Origin of the sequence: Gilliamella sp. A7 (assembly GCF_002142015.1) — a bacterium.
In the GTDB taxonomy this organism is placed as follows: Bacteria; Pseudomonadota; Gammaproteobacteria; order Enterobacterales; family Orbaceae; genus Gilliamella; species Gilliamella apis_A.
Map to the genome: position 1 here is coordinate 1 of NZ_NASN01000052.1, position 17,468 is coordinate 17,468.

The following is a 17,468-nucleotide window of genomic DNA, read 5'->3' on the forward strand; positions in this document are numbered from 1 at the left end:
GACCACCGTATTTTTTAGATAATACTGATGTGATCGCTGCAGTTAAAGTTGTTTTACCATGGTCAACGTGGCCGATTGTACCAACGTTAACGTGGGGTTTTGTACGTTCAAATTTTTCTTTAGACATTTATTGTCCCTCAATGTAATACAAATCGGTGGTGATTCACCACATTAACCAAGTATCATATTTAGTTTTAACATAATACTAACTTAAAATTAGCTCTGAATGATACCAGATAAAGCCGTCAAGTGACAAGCTCTAAAGCAGTTAAATCTAATTTTTTTAGAAGGTTTAGGAAATTAACAAGAATGGTGCTGATAGGCAGATTTGAACTGCCGACCTCACCCTTACCAAGGGTGCGCTCTACCAACTGAGCTATATCAGCAATTGGAGCGGGCAGCGGGAATCGAACCCGCATCATCAGCTTGGAAGGCTGAGGTAATAGCCATTATACGATGCCCGCATGTTCAAACTCGGCTACCTAAATGCTTCAATTAGCAATTGCTAATGTTAGATAATGGTGGTGGGGGAAGGATTCGAACCTTCGAAGTGTGACACGGCAGATTTACAGTCTGCTCCCTTTGGCCGCTCGGGAACCCCACCCCGAATCATTATAAACTGTTTACTTAGGAAAATGGTGCCGGCTGCCGGAATCGAACTGGCGACCTACTGATTACAAGTCAGTTGCTCTACCTACTGAGCTAAGCCGGCCTAAGTGCTGCGCATTATGTACTAGAACATTTAAGCTTGCAAGCAAAAAAAACATTTTTTTTATTGTTTGCTTAAAAAAAAATCAAAAAAACCCAAAAAGATTGATATATAAACTATTTCAGGATTTTTTTTAATCAAAATTAATATGTTAAATTATTTATTTTTTTATACTTTATTCGTGATTTTAGTTACAAAATAACCTTTAAAACGGTATTAATAGCAAAATTTTTATGAATATCACTTCTTATCTTGACCCAGTAACATAGTTAATTTCAAGCAAGATTTGTTCGCTTAATAAAATTAAAAAATAAAAAAGCCCGAAATATAAATTATCTCAGGCTTTTACTGATTAAGAATAATATTTAAATTATTTCTTTTTAGATACTCTTTTCTTAGTTGTAGTTGCAGCATCCCTTCAGTTACGGTGTAAACAGCTATATCTTGCTAACATCATTTTAATCTTGATACGCACAACTAAAGCAAATCTCAAGTATAATTTATTTGTTTAACAAAATTAAAAAATAAAAAAGCCCAAGATATAAATTATCTCAGGCTTTTGCTAATCAAGAAAAATCTTTTAAATTATTTCTTTTTAGGTTCTTTTTTCTTAGTTGTAGTTGCAGCTACACCTTTAGCTGCAGTGTTAACAGCTACATCTTCACTAATATCACCTTTATCTTGATACGCACGACCATAGTAAGTATCAAGTAGAATTTGTTTTAATTCTGCAATTAAAGGATAGCGAGGGTTAGCACCAGTACATTGGTCATCAAATGCATCAACTGCAAGTTGATCAACTTGGGCTAAGAAAGTTTTCTCATCTACACCAAACTCTTTGATAGAGAAAGGAATATCTAGATCTTTTCTTAATTGATCTAACCAGCCAATTAATTTCTCAACTTTCTTCTCGTCTTTATCTGTTGCTACAGTTAAGCCAAGATGATCAGCAATCTCTGCATAACGTCTTACAGCTTGAGGATAACCATATTGGCTAAATGTACCTTGTTTAGTCGGTTTATCCGTTGCATTAAAGCGAACAACATTACTAATTAGCATCGCATTCGCTACACCATGAGGAATGTGGAATGCCGCACCAATTTTATGGGCAATTGAGTGGCAAACACCTAAGAATGATTGAGCAAACGCAACACCGGCTAAAGTTGCAGCATTATGCACTTTTTCACGAGCGATAGGATTTTTTGCTCCTTCTTTGTAACTTGTTGGCAAGTAAGCTTTTAATAAGCTTAATGCTTGTAATGCTTGACCATCAGAAAACTCGCTTGCCATAATTGACACATAAGCTTCTAAAGCATGAGTTACCGCATCATAACCACCAGCAGCACAAAGTGATTTTGGCATATTCATAACTAAGTTAGCATCGACAATTGCCATGTTTGGTGTAATTGCGTAATCAGCTAATGGATATTTTTGGCCAGTTGCATCATCAGTAACTACCGCAAACGGTGTCACTTCAGACCCAGTACCAGATGTGGTTGTCACGCAAATTAGTTTTGCTTTTTTACCCATGTTAGGGAAATGACAAGTACGTTTACGAATATCCATGAAACGTAATGCTAATTCATCAAATTTAGTTTCTGGGTGTTCATAAAGAACCCACATAATTTTCGCCGCATCCATTGGTGAACCACCACCTAAAGCAATAACAGTATCCGGTTGGAATGCTATCATTGAATCAGTACCTTTACGCACGACGCTTAATGTTGGGTCAGCTTCAACATCAAAGAAAGTCTCACAAATCACACCTTGTGCTTCAAGTTGATCAGTAATTTGTTTAGAGTAGCCATTATTAAATAAGAATTTATCGGTTACTAAAAATACTCGTTTGGCACCTTGCTCAATCACTTCATTTAAAGCAACTGGAAGCGAGCCACGTTTAAAATAGATAGAACTTGGTAATTTGTGCCATAACATGTTTTCTGCTCTCTTAGCGATTGTTTTCTTGTTGATTAAGTGTTTCGGGCCGACATTTTCTGAGACCGAGTTACCACCCCAAGAACCACATCCTAATGTTAAAGATGGAGCTAAATCAAAGTTATACAAATCACCGATACCACCGTGAGCAGCTGGTTGGTTGATTAAAATACGACATGTTTTCATTTTACTGCCAAAATAAGCAACACGATCACGATTACTATCTTGATCAGTATAAAGTACTGAAGTATGTCCCATACCGCCCATTTCAACAAGTTTTTCAGCTTTATCTACCGCTTCATTAAAGTCTTTAGCTTTAAACATAGCTAATGTTGGTGAAAGTTTTTCGTGAGCAAATGGTTCAGATAAATCTACTTTACTTACTTCACCAACAAGTACTTTAGAACCTGCAGGAACTTTAATGCCAGCCATTTCTGCAATCTTAGTTGCTGGTTGACCTACGATATTAGCATTTAAAGCGCCTTTATCATTTAAGATGATACCTTGAACAGCTTTTGTTTCTTTAGCATTTAAAACATAAGCGCCATATTGAGTCAATAAATCACGTACTTCATCATAAACTGAATCAACGACAACGATAGCTTGCTCAGAAGCACAGATCATACCATTATCAAAAGTTTTAGACATAAGTACTGATGCAACAGCACGTTTTAAATCAGCAGTTTCATCGATAATTACAGGAGTATTACCTGCCCCAACACCTAATGCTGGTTTACCAGAACTATAAGCGGCTTTAACCATACCTGGGCCACCGGTTGCTAAGATTGCAGCAACATCATCATGATGCATTAAGGCATTTGATAATTCGATAGATGGCTCATCAATCCAACCAATGATATCTTTTGGTGCACCAGCTTTAATTGCCGCATCTAATACAATACGGGCAGCTTCAATTGTTGATTTTTTAGCGCGTGGATGTGGTGAAAAGACAATCGCATTACGAGTTTTCAAACTGATTAATGATTTAAAAATTGCGGTTGAAGTTGGGTTTGTAGTCGGCACGATCCCACAAATAATCCCTAATGGCTCCGCTATGGTAATGGTACCATAAGACTCATTTTCAGCAACAACGCCACAAGTTTTGTCATTGCGATATTTATTAAGAATATACTCTGCAGCGAATAAGTTTTTAATAACTTTATCTTCTACAATCCCCATTCCTGATTCAGCAACAGCTTGCTGTGCAAGAGGGATTCGAGCTGCGGCTGCCGCTGTTGCTGCTGCCACGAAGATTTTATCAACTTGCTCTTGAGTATAAGTAGAATAAGTTTCCTGAGCTTTTTTAACTCGAGTCATTAACTCATTTAACTCATTCATATTGGTTACTGCCATAGATTTCTCCTTGAAAATTAAAAAATAAACTTGGATCGTTTGGCGTCTTCCTTGAACATATTTAAAGCATATATATAATAGCAAAACGAAATTGTTGGATATCGTAAATCAGTTTTTTACTTTACACAATAAGATATTCACAAAAAATGAATGTTATTTAAAATAGCAAATATTTTTATTGTTTTTTGCTGATTAAAATTCAAAATTCTATTAATTTAATATCGCAGCATTTCAAGAAAAAACAATTTACAACAAAGCAAAAAATCTGTTTTTTTAGCGTAAATAAATAATAAACATTATATAATGCTTAACTTATTTAACACATAACTAACTGCCACAAAACCAAATGTTGCCGTGACAGTTGTAATTGCCCCAAATCCTGATTCACAATCCATTTTCTTGACGCCTTGTGCTTGGCTTTTCATTAAACAAGTTTGGCCATTAGATGTCGGATAAGTTAATTGTTCAGTTGAAAAAACACATGGAATAGCAAATTTACCTTTACTATCTTTATTAAGTTTATAATCATTTTTTAATCGCTCGCGCAATTTAGCCGCTAAAGGATCTTGAATTGTTTTCGCTAAGTCAGCGATTTTAATTTGGGTAGGATCTTTTTGTCCCCCTGCTCCCCCGATCGTAATGACCTTTAATTTTTGTCGCTTACAATATGCCAAAACGGCAGCTTTATCTTTGATGCTGTCAATTGCGTCAATAATATAGTCATAACGAGGATGTTGTTTAGAACCTAAATAATCCATAACGTTATCGGCATTAATAAAATCATCTATTTCATTAACAACACATTCAGGATTAATCTGTAAAATTCGATCCGCCATCACCGAGGTTTTTGCTTTACCTATATTAGATTTTAAAGCGTGAATTTGACGATTAGTATTGGTAATACAAACATCATCCATATCTATCAAAGTAATTTGTCCAATACCACTTCGAGCAAGCGATTCAGCGACCCAAGACCCTACGCCACCAATACCAATGACACAGACATGAGATTGAGAAAAACGTTGTAATGCGTTTTCACCATACAGTCTAGCGATACCACTAAAGCGTTGAAAATAGAGTTCTGTTTTCATCATTATTTATTGATAGTGTTTATGTTTAAACACTATATACTCCTCAAACCTTTTTAGATGAGAATATTTATTCTCTTTTATTGATAACTTATCCATTAATATTATTCCTATTATACCTTTTCAAGAGTGAAACATTAAAGTTGTTTAGAATTATTGATATTGATTGGCATCCCTATAATCGACAATTAACCTAATGGTATTTGGTTTAAAAAATTGTTTTTTATAAAATAAATCAAGAGCGATAATTGAATAGCAAATAATATTGCATATATGGTTAATTTAGAATAAGCACACTAAATAATGAGTCTATATCATCGATATGGTTTATGATGAGAAATAATTTGCGACTCTGCCATAAAGAAGTATTATCAACAGAGTCACAATAAATTAATTTTTAAAGGAGTGAATTGGAGCAGGAATACGCCCACCACGACTAATAAAATCGCATGAACTAAATTTATTTACTGGCATTACAGGCGCATGGCCAAGTAAACCACCAAATTCAATATTATCGCCTACTTTCAATCCTACCGCAGGAATAATTCTGACCGCCGTAGTTTTATGATTAATTACTCCTATTGCTGCTTCATCAGCAATAATTGCTGAAATAGTTTCAGCTGGCGTATCACCAGGAATAGCAATCATATCAAGCCCTACAGAGCAAACACAGGTCATGGCTTCTAATTTTTCAAGATTTAGTGCCCCATTGTTTACCGCATCAATCATACCAGCATCTTCTGAGACAGGAATAAACGCACCACTTAATCCACCTACATGGCCACAAGCCATTACGCCACCTTTTTTCACGGCATCATTAAGCATCGCTAGTGCAGCGGTAGTTCCATGTGTTCCAACAACTTCTAGTCCCATTTCTTCTAAAATATGTGCTACTGAGTCACCGATAGCTGGAGTTGGCGCTAAAGATAAATCAACAATCCCAAATTTAACGCCTAAACGTTCTGATGCTTCTTTACCTACCAGTTGCCCCATACGAGTTATTTTAAAGGCAGTTTTTTTAATTGTTTCAGCAACAACATCAAAAGGCTGACCTTTAACTTTTTCCAATGCTCGCTTAACTACACCCGGCCCACTCACACCGACATTAATCACACAGTCAGCTTCACCAACACCATGAAAAGCACCAGCCATAAATGGATTATCTTCAACTGCATTAGCAAATACCACTAATTTTGCACAAGCCATACTACTATTGTCGGCGGTTAATGCGGCCGCTTCTTTAATAATTTGTCCCATTTGCTTTACTGCATCCATATTAATACCAGTTTGAGTAGAACCGACATTAACTGATGAACAAACTCGTTCGGTTTGCGCTAATGCTTGTGGAATTGATTTAATAAGAATTTCATCACCTTTATGGTAACCTTTTTGCACTAATGCAGAAAATCCACCTATAAAATTAACACCAACCGCTTTGGCTGCTTCATCGAGTGTTTTAGCAAAGGCAACATAGTCTTTATCGCCACTTGCGCCTGCAATCAATGATATAGGTGTAACCGAAATACGTTTATTAATAATAGGGATACCAAATTCAGAAGTGATTTGATCACCAACTTTAACTAAATCTTTAGCTAATCGCGTAATTTTATCGTAGATTTTTTGACGCGCTTTTGCACCATCACTATCAATACAGTCAAGAAGAGATATACCCATGGTTATTGTGCGGATATCAAGTTTTTCTTCCTCTATCATTTTAATTGTTTCGAGGATCTGTTTTGTTTCCATTAGTTCTATCCTTTCGTAAAAATATAAAATTGAGCTTATAAACGATGCATTGCATCAAAAATTTCTTCTCGTTGTATATTCACTTTAACTTTTAACTGCTCACCGGTATGTACTAAAGTATTTTTGACTTCATCAAAAGTGACGTTAATTTTAGATAAATCTAATAACATAATCATGGTAAAATATTCATCCATGATAGTTTGGCTAACATCTAAAATATTAATATTTAATTCATATAACTTTTGGCTTATCCCTGCAATAATTCCTGTTTGGTCTTTACCTATTACCGTTAAAATTGTTTTCATCACACTCTCCGCACAAATTTTATACACTTAAAAAAATATTTATTGGGTTGTTTATAATAACACCTTCAAAAATTATCTAAATAGGAGTAGATTGTTTTTTTTACGCAAAATAAAAAGCAATAAGATAAAATGAAAGGGCATTATTATGATAAATTTTCAAAAATCCAATAAATTGGATCATGTTTGTTATGACATTCGTGGACCAATTCTTGAGCATGCCAAAAGGCTGGAAGAAGAGGGTCAAACTATTCTTAAACTCAATATTGGAAATCCCGCCCCTTTCGGTTTTAACGCTCCTGATGAGTTATTAGTTGATGTCATTCGTAATCTACCAACATCACAAGGGTATTGTGACTCAAAAGGTCTTTATTCAGCTCGTAAAGCAATTATGCAGCACTATCAGTCCAGAGGAATTACTAATTTAGATGTAGAAGATATCTATATTGGTAATGGTGTTTCAGAATTAATCGTTCAATCCATGCAAGCATTACTTAATAGTGGTGATGAAATACTAGTACCAATGCCTGATTATCCTCTTTGGACTGCTGCAGTTAGCTTATCTGGCGGCAATGCAGTTCACTATATTTGTGATGAAGAAGCTAATTGGTCGCCTGATTTACAAGATATCAAACAAAAAATCACCCCTAAAACAAAAGGGATTGTGATTATTAATCCAAACAATCCGACTGGCGCGGTTTATAGTAAAGAAGTTTTACTCGAAATAGCCGAAATCGCACGTCAAAATAATTTAATTATTTTTGCTGACGAAATTTACGATAAAATTTTATATGATGATGCTGTACATCATTCGATTGCAGCTTTAGCTCCGGATCTATTCGTTATTACCATGAGCGGTTTATCAAAAACTTATCGAGTTGCTGGCTTTAGACAAGGCTGGATGGCACTTTGTGGACCAAAACAACATGTTAAAGGCTATATTGAAGGTCTAAATATGTTAGCGTCAATGCGTTTATGTGCCAATGTGCCACTGCAACATGCAATTCAAGGCGCATTAGGTGGTTATCAAAGTATTAACGAATTTATTTTGCCTGGCGGTCGACTCTATGATCAATGTATGTTGGCATGGCGTTTATTAAATGATATTCCAGGCGTTTCTTGTACCAAACCTCAGGGTGCTTTATATCTATTCCCTAAACTGGATCAGAAAAAATTTAATATTCATAACGATCAAAAATTAGTTTTAGACTTTTTGTTACAAGAAAAAGTATTGTTAGTTCAAGGAAGTGGATTTAATTGGCATAAACCAGATCATGTTAGAATTGTGGCTTTACCTCATACGGGTGAACTACAAGATGCGATAGCTCGATTTGCACATTTTTTATCTAACTATAAACAAGCGTAATTTAATTCCTATATATCCCTCTAATCATAATAGGGGGATATTCAAACATTAAAATAATCTTTTTTAATATTTCAATAAATTATTTAAATGAATTTGTTTAATCTCTACTTAAGCTCATTAATTATGATTATCAATTAATAATTGATAAACAGTAATCAATAAAAAAGCGCCAAAAAGGCGCTTTTTTAATAAATTATTTAAATGAATTATTTTTTTAATTCAGCTATTTTATTACGAATATTTTCAGCGCGTTGTGCTGAAGATGGATGGCTACTTAAAATTGATGCATCACCACCACCTAATTTATCAAATGCAGATGCAAGACCTGCTGGATTGATTTTTCTCTTAACTAAGTAATTGAAAGAGAAGTTATCAGCATCTTGTTCTTGTGATTGTGAGAATTGAGCATTGATAACAGATTCTGCTAAAGCACCTAAAGTAGATTTAGATAATGAAGCAACCGATGCATTGCCTGATGCTGCCGCTGCATCACGAGCAAGTTCCGTTGTATAAGCTAGTTGGATTGCTTTTTTACTATGACCTAAAGCTACGTGACCTAATTCATGACCTAAAACACCTTGAATTTCATTGTCAGTCATCATATCCATCAAACCACTGTAAACGCGAACACAACCATTAGCCATTGCCCATGCATTAACATCTTTAGTGATATACACTTTATAGTTAACTGGAGTGCCGTTGATATTATTACCAAGAGCCTTAGCAATTTTATTTAAACGTTTAGTATAAGCACTTTTAGCAGGAGCAATTTTTGATTGGGCATCCATTTCAGCACATGATTGTTGGCTTAATGCTTTCACATCATTATCACTAAGTGTTGCAGCTTCTAAACCTTTCATGCCAAGGCTAGCTAAATCACTAGTACTTATATTTTTACAACCAGCTAAAGACATAGCTGCAACTAAAGGTAGCGCAACAAGCAATGTTTTTTGATGTTTCTTCATAATATCTTCCTTATATTAACAAACTTTAATTTTCTCTAACATTTCTATTAGATGTGTTGAATTTTAACGCAACTTTAATAATAAGCAACAAATAATTACTTGCCTAGTGATAATTAGCCATTTAGACTATTGCCTCATTTTTTGAGGAACATAATTATGCAACTGTCTGATTTCAATTTTACTCTTCCCAAAGAGCTGATTGCAAAATACCCTTCAGAAACAAGAAGTTCTTGTCGATTATTAGCACTTGATAGTGATACTGGTAAAATTGAAGATAAAGTATTTACAGATATTGTGAATTATATCAATACTGGGGATTTACTCATTTTCAATAATACTAAAGTTATTCCTGCACGGTTATATGGAAAAAAAGCCTCAGGAGGGAAAATAGAAGTATTGATTGAACGCTTGTTAGATGGAAATCGTGCACTGGCACATGTTAAAGCCTCAAAGTCCCCAAAAATAGGCGCTGAACTTATTTTAGGTGAAAATGATAATATCAAAGTTACCATGTTAGCACGTCATGATGCATTATTTGAGCTACAATTTCCTGATGATGTGCTTAGCATTTTAAATGAAATTGGCCATATTCCATTACCTCCTTATATAGATCGCCCAGATGATGCACAAGACCGTGAAGTATACCAAACAGTTTATAGCAAAGTTCCCGGTGCTGTCGCAGCCCCAACAGCTGGCCTTCATTTTGATAAACCTTTATTAGACAAACTTAAACAAAAAGGTGTTGAAATGGAATTTGTTACCTTACATGTGGGTGCAGGAACATTTCAACCAGTAAGAGTTGAAAATATTGAAACCCATATTATGCATGCCGAATATGCTGAAGTACCTGAATCAGTTGTAAAAGCAGTTTTAAACTGTAAAGCTCGCGGAAATAAAGTTATTGCAGTAGGGACAACATCAGTCAGAGCATTAGAAAGTGCGGCACAACAAACAGGAACTATCGCGCCTTTTTTTGCAGATACCCGAATATTTATTTACCCTAGCTATCAATTTAAAGTTATAGATTCACTAATCACTAATTTTCATTTACCTGAATCAACATTAATTATGCTGGTTTCAGCATTTGCTGGTTATGAAAACACCATGAGTGCTTATCAGCATGCCGTAAAAGAAAAATATCAATTCTTCAGTTATGGTGATGCCATGCTAATTACGAATAAAAGATGATTTATAGCCAAGATAAATCATCTATACTCAATAGGTTCAAAAAGTTAACGACGTTCTAATCTATCAACAACATTGACTATTCGTTTTATTCTTGATGGATGTGAGGTTGGTTGATTTTTAGAGTGAATAGGCATTTTTGTCAACATATTAATTAAACCAATTGGATCTATATTTTCTTCGACCAATAAATCAAAAGCATAACGATCCGCTTCAACCTCATATTGATGTAAGGTTTCTTCTTTTGCGATAATTACAAGTTCATTGGCTTTATTTGTAATTTCAATATAAGGAGCTTGTCGAAAAAGACTTATTCCATGTTTTAGAGCTATATGAGCCTGTTCATGCGCCAATACGGCTTGTAACTCATTATCTTCAAGTAATTTAATTAAACCACTATTAACTCGAATACAACCATTAGCTGTTGACCAAGCATTGGGTTCAGTATCAATATAAACCTTATAGTTTAACTCAATATTATTTATTCTCTTCGGTAAAGTTTGAGCTATTTTAGATAATCGACGATTAAGAAGATGATAATTAGGAGGAATAATTGCCCTGCTATCATTTTCAATACAAGCTTGTTGACTAATTGCCAATATATCATGTTCCGATAGGGTTTTAATTCTTTCAGATGAAATTATCGTGGAAGGTATTCTAGTCTGGCTTTGGCATCCAACTAGCATTACAACACATGAGATAAATAAAATAATAGATTTCAATGGTTCAAAAATCCTTACAAATATTGTCTATTTAAGCTTAGCACGATAAACTAATCGACACTATTTAATAATACAAGTATGTATTATAGCAACAATTGGCGCCAAACTGTTTATTTGGTCGCAAGAGGTTAATATAAAAATGAAATTTGAGTTAGATAATACTGACGGCTTAGCTCGTCGTGGCCGTATGAAGTTTGATCGTCGTGGAGTGGAATATACCGTTGAGACTCCTGCTTTTATGCCGGTTGGAACCTATGGCACAGTAAAAGGTATGACACCTGAAGAAGTAAAAGCAACAGGAGCACAAATCTTATTAGGTAATACTTTCCATCTATGGTTAAGACCTGGGCAGGAAATTATGCGCAAACACGGAGATCTTCACGATTTCATGCAGTGGCCGGGACCAATCTTAACCGATTCAGGTGGATTTCAAGTTTTTAGTCTTGGTGATATTCGAAAAATAAAAGAAGAAGGTGTTTATTTTCGTAATCCAATTAATGGTGATTCCATTTTCTTATCGCCTGAAATCTCAATGGAAATCCAATATGATCTTGGTTCGGATATTGTAATGATTTTTGATGAATGTGCTCCCTTTCCTGCTGAATGGGACTATGTTAAAAAATCAATGGAGATGTCCTTACGTTGGGCAAAACGTAGCCGACAACGTTTTGATGAGCTAAATAACAAAAATGCATTATTTGGTATTGTACAAGGCGGTATACACCAAGAATTACGTGATATATCAATTAAAGGATTAACCGAAATAGGTTTTGATGGTTACGCTGTTGGTGGACTTGCGGTTGGTGAACCTAAAGAAGATATGCACCGTATACTTGAAGGAACCTGTCCACAATTACCTGCCGATAAACCACGTTATTTAATGGGAGTAGGAAAACCAGAAGATTTAGTTGAAGGCGTGCGTCGCGGTATCGATATGTTCGACTGCGTTATGCCAACTCGAAACGCCCGTAATGGTCATTTATTTGTTACCAATGGGGTTATAAAAATTCGTAATGCCAAATATAAAGACGATACGACACCATTAGATCCGCATTGTGATTGTTATACCTGTAAAAACTACACGAAATCTTATCTTCATCATTTAGATAAATGCGGTGAAATATTGGGTGCTCGCTTAAATACTATTCACAATTTACGTTATTATCAACGTTTAATGGCTGAAATACGCGAAGCAGTAGCAAATAAACGATATGAAGCGTTTGTTACTGAATTTTATCAACGAATTGGTAAAACGCCAGCACCATTAGGTAACAAATCCAAATAAAGTTAATAAATTTTGTATATCAACTATTGACACATTATACTTAGCGCAGTATTATGCGCTTCCTAACGGCGAGTAGCGCAGCTTGGTAGCGCAACTGGTTTGGGACCAGTGGGTCGGAGGTTCGAATCCTCTCTCGCCGACCAATTTAATAAAAAAGCCTGCTCTTTTGAGTGGGCTTTTTTATTATTACTACTATGTATTTGATTTGAAAAGACAAAAGGTTCGAGCCGAGTAACACGAGGCATCGTTGCTTCAGCAACGACCCGAAGAACGAGCATTAAAGGCAAGTTAATCCTCGCTCTCGTCGTTCTTTTTATTCACGTCGCTATTAGATTAATTCAAACTTAGAGTATTTCTTTAAACAATTAACTTTCTGGTTAAATTACAAACTATCTCTTAAGAAAATTGTTGGTGTTAGGGTTGAGATTTCAAAATTTGAATGACCACTTTTATCTGTTAATTCATTCAATAATAAATTACCAATATATTCCCCTTTTTTCTTTGAAGGTAGAGAAGCAGTTGTGAGCGTTGGAATACTTACCTGACTAAATTCGCTATTACCAAATCCACAAACAGCCAATTGATAAGGAACTCGAATATGCCGTCTTTGACATTCATAAAGCACACCACATGCCAGCTCATCAGTAGTGCAAACTAACGCATCTAATTCAGGCCAATTCAATAAAATATCTGGCAGTAATTCACTACCGGTACTAAAATTAGCTGGTTTAGCAGGATTAATTACTCTATGGGTTGGCAAGTGATTGTTTAACATAGCTTTATGCCAACCATGTAACCTCTGTTGAAAAACATGGCATTGGTGGTTAGCACAAAGTAAACCAATATTGCGATAGCCCTTTTTTATTACCTGTTCCGTCAACATACACATTGCCAAACTATCATCGACTTCTATATGTATATTGGCCAATTCATCATACTGCTTACCAATATTAAAAGTAGGAATTGTTTTATTATTTAATATTTTTTCAATAACATCATCATGTTCAATATAAAAAAGTAATATCGCTTCAAGATTATTACTATAAAGAGTATCTAACAGCTGTGATTCACGTTTATAGAAATAATAAGATTCAAATATAACTGTGGTATAACCTTCTTTAAGTAAATATGCTTGCAGTGAATTAAGGGCTATGCGGGTTGAATCTTCATAAATTTTTGTAGTAATAACAGCAATAACTTTATTGGCAGAAGCGGATGCTAGCAAGCTAGCTGCAATATTAGGTTTATAGCCTAATGTCTCAACAGCTAATTGGATTTTTTGTCGCAGTTTGTCCGACACCTTATCTGGCGTTCGCAATGCTCGTGAAACAGTCATTGTACCAACACCAGCATATTTAGCGACGTCAAATATAGTAGTTTGACCGGTACTCCTGCGTTTCTTGGTATCTTGCATATTCGATCTCAACTAGAGCTAACCAGTAGTTAAATCTATACTCCAAAATCTATAAATACAAATAATTACAAAAAGTTAAACAATTAACTTAAATATTTAATCAAAATAACGAGATTATTATAATATTATGTTATGGCCATTTTTTTCAAAAATATATTAAAAATGCTATCTAAATCACAAAATAGAAAAATTATTGGCGAAAAATGATAGCGCTATCACATTTTTATTTTTTTTAAATTATTATTGTTAGCCAATGTGTTAATTTTCTATTATCGTAATATTAACAAATAATAAATCAGTTTTTCGGAGGTAAAATGTTAAATCAATGGCTAACGGGTCAAACTGTAAATATTATTGATTCAGTGAAAGATTGGAAAGAAGCAATAGAGCTTTGTGCCGCTCCATTATTAGAAAACCAATCAATAACACCGAGCTATATTAATGCTATCTTTCAACTACATGAATCTATTGGCCCTTATTATGTATTAGCACCAGGAATTGCAATGCCCCATGCTAGACCAGAACAAGGAGTAAATAATTTAGGTTTATCAATGCTATTAGTCAAAAATGGGGTTAATTTTAATTCTTCAGAAAATGACCCAGTTTATTTAATTACTTTGCTGGCCGCTAGTGATAGTACTAGTCACATCGAAATGTTAACTCAGTTAGCATCATTATTCGCTGAATCAAATGATGTTAATACAATTTTTAATGCTAAAAATAGCAATGAAATTTTAGCAGTAATTGATCGTTATTAAATTCAAATCAATTAATAGAAGGATAAATAATATGAAAATTATGGCAGTTTGTGGTTCAGGACTTGGTAGTAGCTTCATGGTTGAAATGAATATCAAAAAAGTACTCAAAAAATTAAATATTGATGCAGAAGTAACACATGCCGATCTCGCTTCCGCCACACCAGAACAAGCAGATCTTTTTGTGATGACTAAAGATTTGGCAACTAGTTCAGGCATTCCACAAGATAAATTAGTAGTTTTAAATAATATTATTGATATCAATGACTTAGAACAAAAACTTGTTGAGCACTTTAATAAAGGCTAATTATGAGGTATTGCTATGATTCAAGAAGTAATTAAATTCGTTGTTGATATTTTAAAAGTACCAGCAATACTCGTTGGTCTAATTGCCATGGTTGGGCTACTAGCACAACGAAAATCATTTGCGGATACGGTTAAAGGAACAGTTAAAACAATTTTAGGATTCTTAGTATTAGGCGGTGGTGCACAGGTTTTAGTCAGTGCAATTACGCCTTTAGGATTAATGTTTGAAAAAGCTTTTGAACTCCAAGGTATCATCCCTAATAATGAAGCTATCGTTTCAATGACATTAAATGAATATGGCGCAGCAACAGCATTAATTATGGCATTTGGTATGGTTGCAAATATTATGGTTGCCAGATTCACATGTTTAAAATATATTTTCCTAACTGGCCATCATACTTTTTATATGGCATGTATGATCAGTATTATTTTGAGCGTTGCTGGATTTGAAGGTTGGCAATTAGTGTTTACTGGTTCATTGGTTCTAGGCTTAATCATGGCATTCTTCCCTGCTTTAGCCCAACCGCAAATGCGAAAAATAACTGGCAATGATGATGTTGCATTTGGTCATTTCGGTACCTTAGGTTATGTATTAGCTGGTTGGCTTGGCTCAGCTTTTGGTAAAGGCTCTCGTTCTACTGAAGAAATGAATTTACCGAAAAACTTAAGTTTTTTACGTGATAGTTCAATTTCTATTTCATTAACAATGATGATCATCTATTTAATTTTAGCGATATTTGCTGGCCCTGATTATATTCAAGAAAAGTTAAGCAAGGGAGATAATTATTTAGTTTATTCCATTATTGAAGCGATCACATTTGCAGCAGGTGTATTTATTATCCTTCAAGGAGTTAGACTTATTTTGGCTGAAATTGTCCCTGCATTTACCGGCTTCTCAGAAAAATTAGTACCAAATGCAAAACCTGCTTTAGACTGTCCAGTTGTTTTTCCTTATGCACCAAATGCAGTATTAATTGGCTTTTTATTTAGTTTCCTTGGTGGATTGATTGGATTATTTGTACTAGGACAACTAAAAGCCGTGCTTATTTTACCTGGTGTTGTCCCTCATTTCTTCTGCGGTGCAACTGCTGGCGTATTTGGTAACGCTATGGGTGGCCGTCGAGGCGCAATGATTGGCGCATTTGCCAATGGCTTATTACTTACATTCTTACCAGCACTTTTATTACCTGTTTTAGGATCATTTGGTTATGCTAATATAACTTTTTCTGATGTAGATTTTTGTGGTGTTGGGATTATCCTCGGCAATATGGCAAAATGGTTAAATAAAGATATTATTATGTGCATCTTCATCGCTATTTTTGCTTTATTAGTTGTACATAATTCATTAAAAAAACCTAAAATAAATAATAATGAAAAATAAATTATTATCTTTCCATTAAATAATAATGTGATGCCAGACTAGCAAGTCTGGCAATTTTATACCACTTCATCGTACTACAACTTATCCTATCAACTTTCGACAACATAGTTTATTTAATATACATGACAACATAATTTGTTTAAAATGTTTAGATAACTTCGTTCGGTATTTTAAAAAAGTTAATAATGACCAATAATCAAAAAGATATGATTGATGTTGATAAACATCTTTGTTTAGCACCAGCAAATAATCAATATGCATCAGATATTTATAATATTATCACTAACAATAGAGAGTACTTTAGTCAATTTATGGCATGGCCTAAATTTGTGAAAAACCAAACGGATACAGCACTGTTTTTAGATTCTTGTTGGTTAAAACATCAACAGAATGAAAGCAAAACCTATGTCATTTTATTAAAAGGTCAAGCTATTGGATTACTATCTTTTAATCAGATTGATAAAAATAATAAAACAGCTTATATCGGTTATTGGCTAGATAGCTCAAAACAGGGCAATGGAATTATGACCGTCGCAATCAATGCCTTAATAAAGCATTACGCTATGCAACAAATAATTAGACGATTTGTCATTAAATGCGCAGTTAATAACGAGAAAAGTAATGCTATAGCCAAACGTTGTGGTTTTAGTTACGAAGGCACCCTAAAACAAGCTGAATATATTAATGGAACTTTTCACGATCAAAATATTTATGGTTTGATTGTTAATTAGGTTTAATTATTTGGTTATAAAAAAACCGACATCTTGAAGTGACCCCATAAAGTTGGACACTTTGATTAAGCGGCTTGTAAGGCCTGATTTCGATATTCAACCGGAGTCAGGCCTTTTAATTTGGCTTTAATCCGTTTGGTGTTGTAGTATTCTATATATTCTTCTATTTTTTCAATCAATTTATCTGCATCTTCAAAGCATTGTCCATGATACATTTCTGATTTT

16 protein-coding genes and 5 tRNA genes are annotated in these 17,468 nt (G+C 34.5%); 8 read left to right on the forward strand and 13 right to left on the reverse strand.

Going from position 1 to position 17,468, the window contains the following annotated elements; translation table 11 throughout:
• From B6D18_RS10465 to B6D18_RS10505, 9 genes are all read right to left on the reverse strand, one after another.
• The coding region (locus tag B6D18_RS10465) for a GTP-binding protein (protein ID WP_084390269.1) at positions 1-127 on the reverse strand (127 nt) is incomplete at its 3' end.
• Between the two features lie 183 nt (positions 128-310).
• Positions 311-386 (reverse strand) — tRNA-Thr (locus tag B6D18_RS10470).
• A 3-nt stretch (positions 387-389) separates the two neighbouring features.
• Positions 390-464, reverse strand: a tRNA-Gly gene (locus tag B6D18_RS10475).
• A gap of 55 nt (positions 465-519) precedes the next feature.
• Positions 520-604, reverse strand: a tRNA-Tyr gene (locus B6D18_RS10480).
• A 32-nt stretch (positions 605-636) separates the two neighbouring features.
• A tRNA-Thr gene (locus B6D18_RS10485) sits at positions 637-712 on the reverse strand.
• A 582-nt stretch (positions 713-1,294) separates the two neighbouring features.
• A complete protein-coding gene (gene adhE / locus B6D18_RS10490; protein ID WP_086364398.1) occupies positions 1,295-3,997 on the reverse strand; it encodes a bifunctional acetaldehyde-CoA/alcohol dehydrogenase in 2,703 nt (900 codons plus the stop codon).
• A 296-nt stretch (positions 3,998-4,293) separates the two neighbouring features.
• Positions 4,294-5,091 carry a tRNA cyclic N6-threonylcarbamoyladenosine(37) synthase TcdA gene (tcdA, locus tag B6D18_RS10495; RefSeq protein ID WP_216818951.1) on the reverse strand — a complete coding sequence of 266 codons (798 nt, stop codon included), beginning with the start codon at positions 5,089-5,091 and terminating at the stop codon, positions 4,294-4,296.
• A gap of 384 nt (positions 5,092-5,475) precedes the next feature.
• Positions 5,476-6,831 carry a PFL family protein gene (locus B6D18_RS10500; RefSeq protein ID WP_086364399.1) on the reverse strand — a complete coding sequence of 452 codons (1,356 nt, stop codon included), beginning with the start codon at positions 6,829-6,831 and terminating at the stop codon, positions 5,476-5,478.
• A 35-nt stretch (positions 6,832-6,866) separates the two neighbouring features.
• Positions 6,867-7,136 (reverse strand): ACT domain-containing protein, encoded by a 270-nt coding sequence (locus B6D18_RS10505; RefSeq protein WP_086364400.1) that lies wholly within the window; start codon positions 7,134-7,136, stop codon positions 6,867-6,869.
• 145 nt (positions 7,137-7,281) lie between these two features.
• On the opposite strand from B6D18_RS10505, the gene B6D18_RS10510 reads away from it, so the two are divergent.
• Positions 7,282-8,499 (forward strand): pyridoxal phosphate-dependent aminotransferase, encoded by a 1,218-nt coding sequence (locus B6D18_RS10510; protein ID WP_086364401.1) that lies wholly within the window; start codon positions 7,282-7,284, stop codon positions 8,497-8,499.
• A gap of 206 nt (positions 8,500-8,705) precedes the next feature.
• Here B6D18_RS10510 and B6D18_RS10515 read toward each other — a convergent pair whose 3' ends face one another.
• On the reverse strand, positions 8,706-9,464 hold the full coding sequence (locus B6D18_RS10515) for a M48 family metallopeptidase (RefSeq protein ID WP_086364402.1): 759 nt from the start codon (positions 9,462-9,464) through the stop codon (positions 8,706-8,708).
• A 156-nt stretch (positions 9,465-9,620) separates the two neighbouring features.
• On the opposite strand from B6D18_RS10515, the gene queA reads away from it, so the two are divergent.
• Positions 9,621-10,652 (forward strand): tRNA preQ1(34) S-adenosylmethionine ribosyltransferase-isomerase QueA, encoded by a 1,032-nt coding sequence (gene queA, locus B6D18_RS10520; RefSeq protein WP_086364403.1) that lies wholly within the window; start codon positions 9,621-9,623, stop codon positions 10,650-10,652.
• 44 nt (positions 10,653-10,696) lie between these two features.
• Here the strand turns inward: queA and B6D18_RS10525 are convergent, their stop codons facing one another.
• Positions 10,697-11,371: a M48 family metalloprotease gene (locus B6D18_RS10525; RefSeq protein WP_086364404.1), complete on the reverse strand. Its 675-nt coding sequence runs from the start codon at positions 11,369-11,371 to the stop codon at positions 10,697-10,699.
• A gap of 139 nt (positions 11,372-11,510) precedes the next feature.
• Between B6D18_RS10525 and tgt the strand changes: the two genes are divergently transcribed.
• Both tgt and B6D18_RS10535 read left to right on the forward strand, forming a co-directional pair.
• Positions 11,511-12,656, forward strand: coding sequence for a tRNA guanosine(34) transglycosylase Tgt (gene tgt, locus B6D18_RS10530; RefSeq protein WP_086364405.1), 1,146 nt, complete (start codon positions 11,511-11,513; stop codon positions 12,654-12,656).
• 66 nt (positions 12,657-12,722) lie between these two features.
• Positions 12,723-12,799 (forward strand) — tRNA-Pro (locus B6D18_RS10535).
• A 239-nt stretch (positions 12,800-13,038) separates the two neighbouring features.
• On the opposite strand, the gene B6D18_RS10540 is transcribed toward B6D18_RS10535, so the two are convergent.
• Positions 13,039-14,070 (reverse strand): LacI family DNA-binding transcriptional regulator, encoded by a 1,032-nt coding sequence (locus tag B6D18_RS10540; protein ID WP_086364406.1) that lies wholly within the window; start codon positions 14,068-14,070, stop codon positions 13,039-13,041.
• 314 nt (positions 14,071-14,384) lie between these two features.
• Between B6D18_RS10540 and B6D18_RS10545 the strand changes: the two genes are divergently transcribed.
• The 4 genes from B6D18_RS10545 to rimL all read left to right on the forward strand — a co-directional run bounded on the left by B6D18_RS10545 (position 14,385) and on the right by rimL (position 17,243).
• A complete protein-coding gene (locus B6D18_RS10545) occupies positions 14,385-14,828 on the forward strand; it encodes a PTS sugar transporter subunit IIA (RefSeq protein ID WP_086364407.1) in 444 nt (147 codons plus the stop codon).
• A 31-nt stretch (positions 14,829-14,859) separates the two neighbouring features.
• Positions 14,860-15,132: a PTS sugar transporter subunit IIB gene (locus B6D18_RS10550; protein ID WP_086364408.1), complete on the forward strand. Its 273-nt coding sequence runs from the start codon at positions 14,860-14,862 to the stop codon at positions 15,130-15,132.
• Between the two features lie 15 nt (positions 15,133-15,147).
• A complete protein-coding gene (locus tag B6D18_RS10555) occupies positions 15,148-16,512 on the forward strand; it encodes a PTS ascorbate transporter subunit IIC (protein ID WP_086364409.1) in 1,365 nt (454 codons plus the stop codon).
• 185 nt (positions 16,513-16,697) lie between these two features.
• On the forward strand, positions 16,698-17,243 hold the full coding sequence (gene rimL / locus B6D18_RS10560) for a 50S ribosomal protein L7/L12-serine acetyltransferase (protein WP_086364410.1): 546 nt from the start codon (positions 16,698-16,700) through the stop codon (positions 17,241-17,243).
• Positions 17,244-17,308: 65 nt separating this feature from the next.
• Here rimL and B6D18_RS10565 read toward each other — a convergent pair whose 3' ends face one another.
• Positions 17,309-17,458, reverse strand: a complete 150-nt coding sequence (locus B6D18_RS10565) for an IS3 family transposase (protein ID WP_086364279.1) — start codon at positions 17,456-17,458, stop codon at positions 17,309-17,311.
• Positions 17,459-17,468 lie beyond the last annotated feature (10 nt).

Bases quoted from the DNA above. Each gene is read 5' to 3' on its own strand.
- tgt (WP_086364405.1), top strand. From the start codon at position 11,511: ATGAAATTTGAGTTAGATAATACTGACGGCTTAGCTCGTCGTGGCCGT.
- queA (WP_086364403.1), top strand. From the start codon at position 9,621: ATGCAACTGTCTGATTTCAATTTTACTCTTCCCAAAGAGCTGATTGCA.
- B6D18_RS10540 (WP_086364406.1), bottom strand. From the start codon at position 14,070: ATGCAAGATACCAAGAAACGCAGGAGTACCGGTCAAACTACTATATTT.
- B6D18_RS10510 (WP_086364401.1), top strand. From the start codon at position 7,282: ATGATAAATTTTCAAAAATCCAATAAATTGGATCATGTTTGTTATGAC.
- B6D18_RS10550 (WP_086364408.1), top strand. From the start codon at position 14,860: ATGAAAATTATGGCAGTTTGTGGTTCAGGACTTGGTAGTAGCTTCATG.
- B6D18_RS10545 (WP_086364407.1), top strand. From the start codon at position 14,385: ATGTTAAATCAATGGCTAACGGGTCAAACTGTAAATATTATTGATTCA.
- tcdA (WP_216818951.1), bottom strand. From the start codon at position 5,091: ATGATGAAAACAGAACTCTATTTTCAACGCTTTAGTGGTATCGCTAGA.
- B6D18_RS10565 (WP_086364279.1), bottom strand. From the start codon at position 17,458: ATGTATCATGGACAATGCTTTGAAGATGCAGATAAATTGATTGAAAAA.
- B6D18_RS10505 (WP_086364400.1), bottom strand. From the start codon at position 7,136: ATGAAAACAATTTTAACGGTAATAGGTAAAGACCAAACAGGAATTATT.
- B6D18_RS10515 (WP_086364402.1), bottom strand. From the start codon at position 9,464: ATGAAGAAACATCAAAAAACATTGCTTGTTGCGCTACCTTTAGTTGCA.
- B6D18_RS10500 (WP_086364399.1), bottom strand. From the start codon at position 6,831: ATGGAAACAAAACAGATCCTCGAAACAATTAAAATGATAGAGGAAGAA.
- adhE (WP_086364398.1), bottom strand. From the start codon at position 3,997: ATGGCAGTAACCAATATGAATGAGTTAAATGAGTTAATGACTCGAGTT.
- B6D18_RS10555 (WP_086364409.1), top strand. From the start codon at position 15,148: ATGATTCAAGAAGTAATTAAATTCGTTGTTGATATTTTAAAAGTACCA.
- rimL (WP_086364410.1), top strand. From the start codon at position 16,698: ATGACCAATAATCAAAAAGATATGATTGATGTTGATAAACATCTTTGT.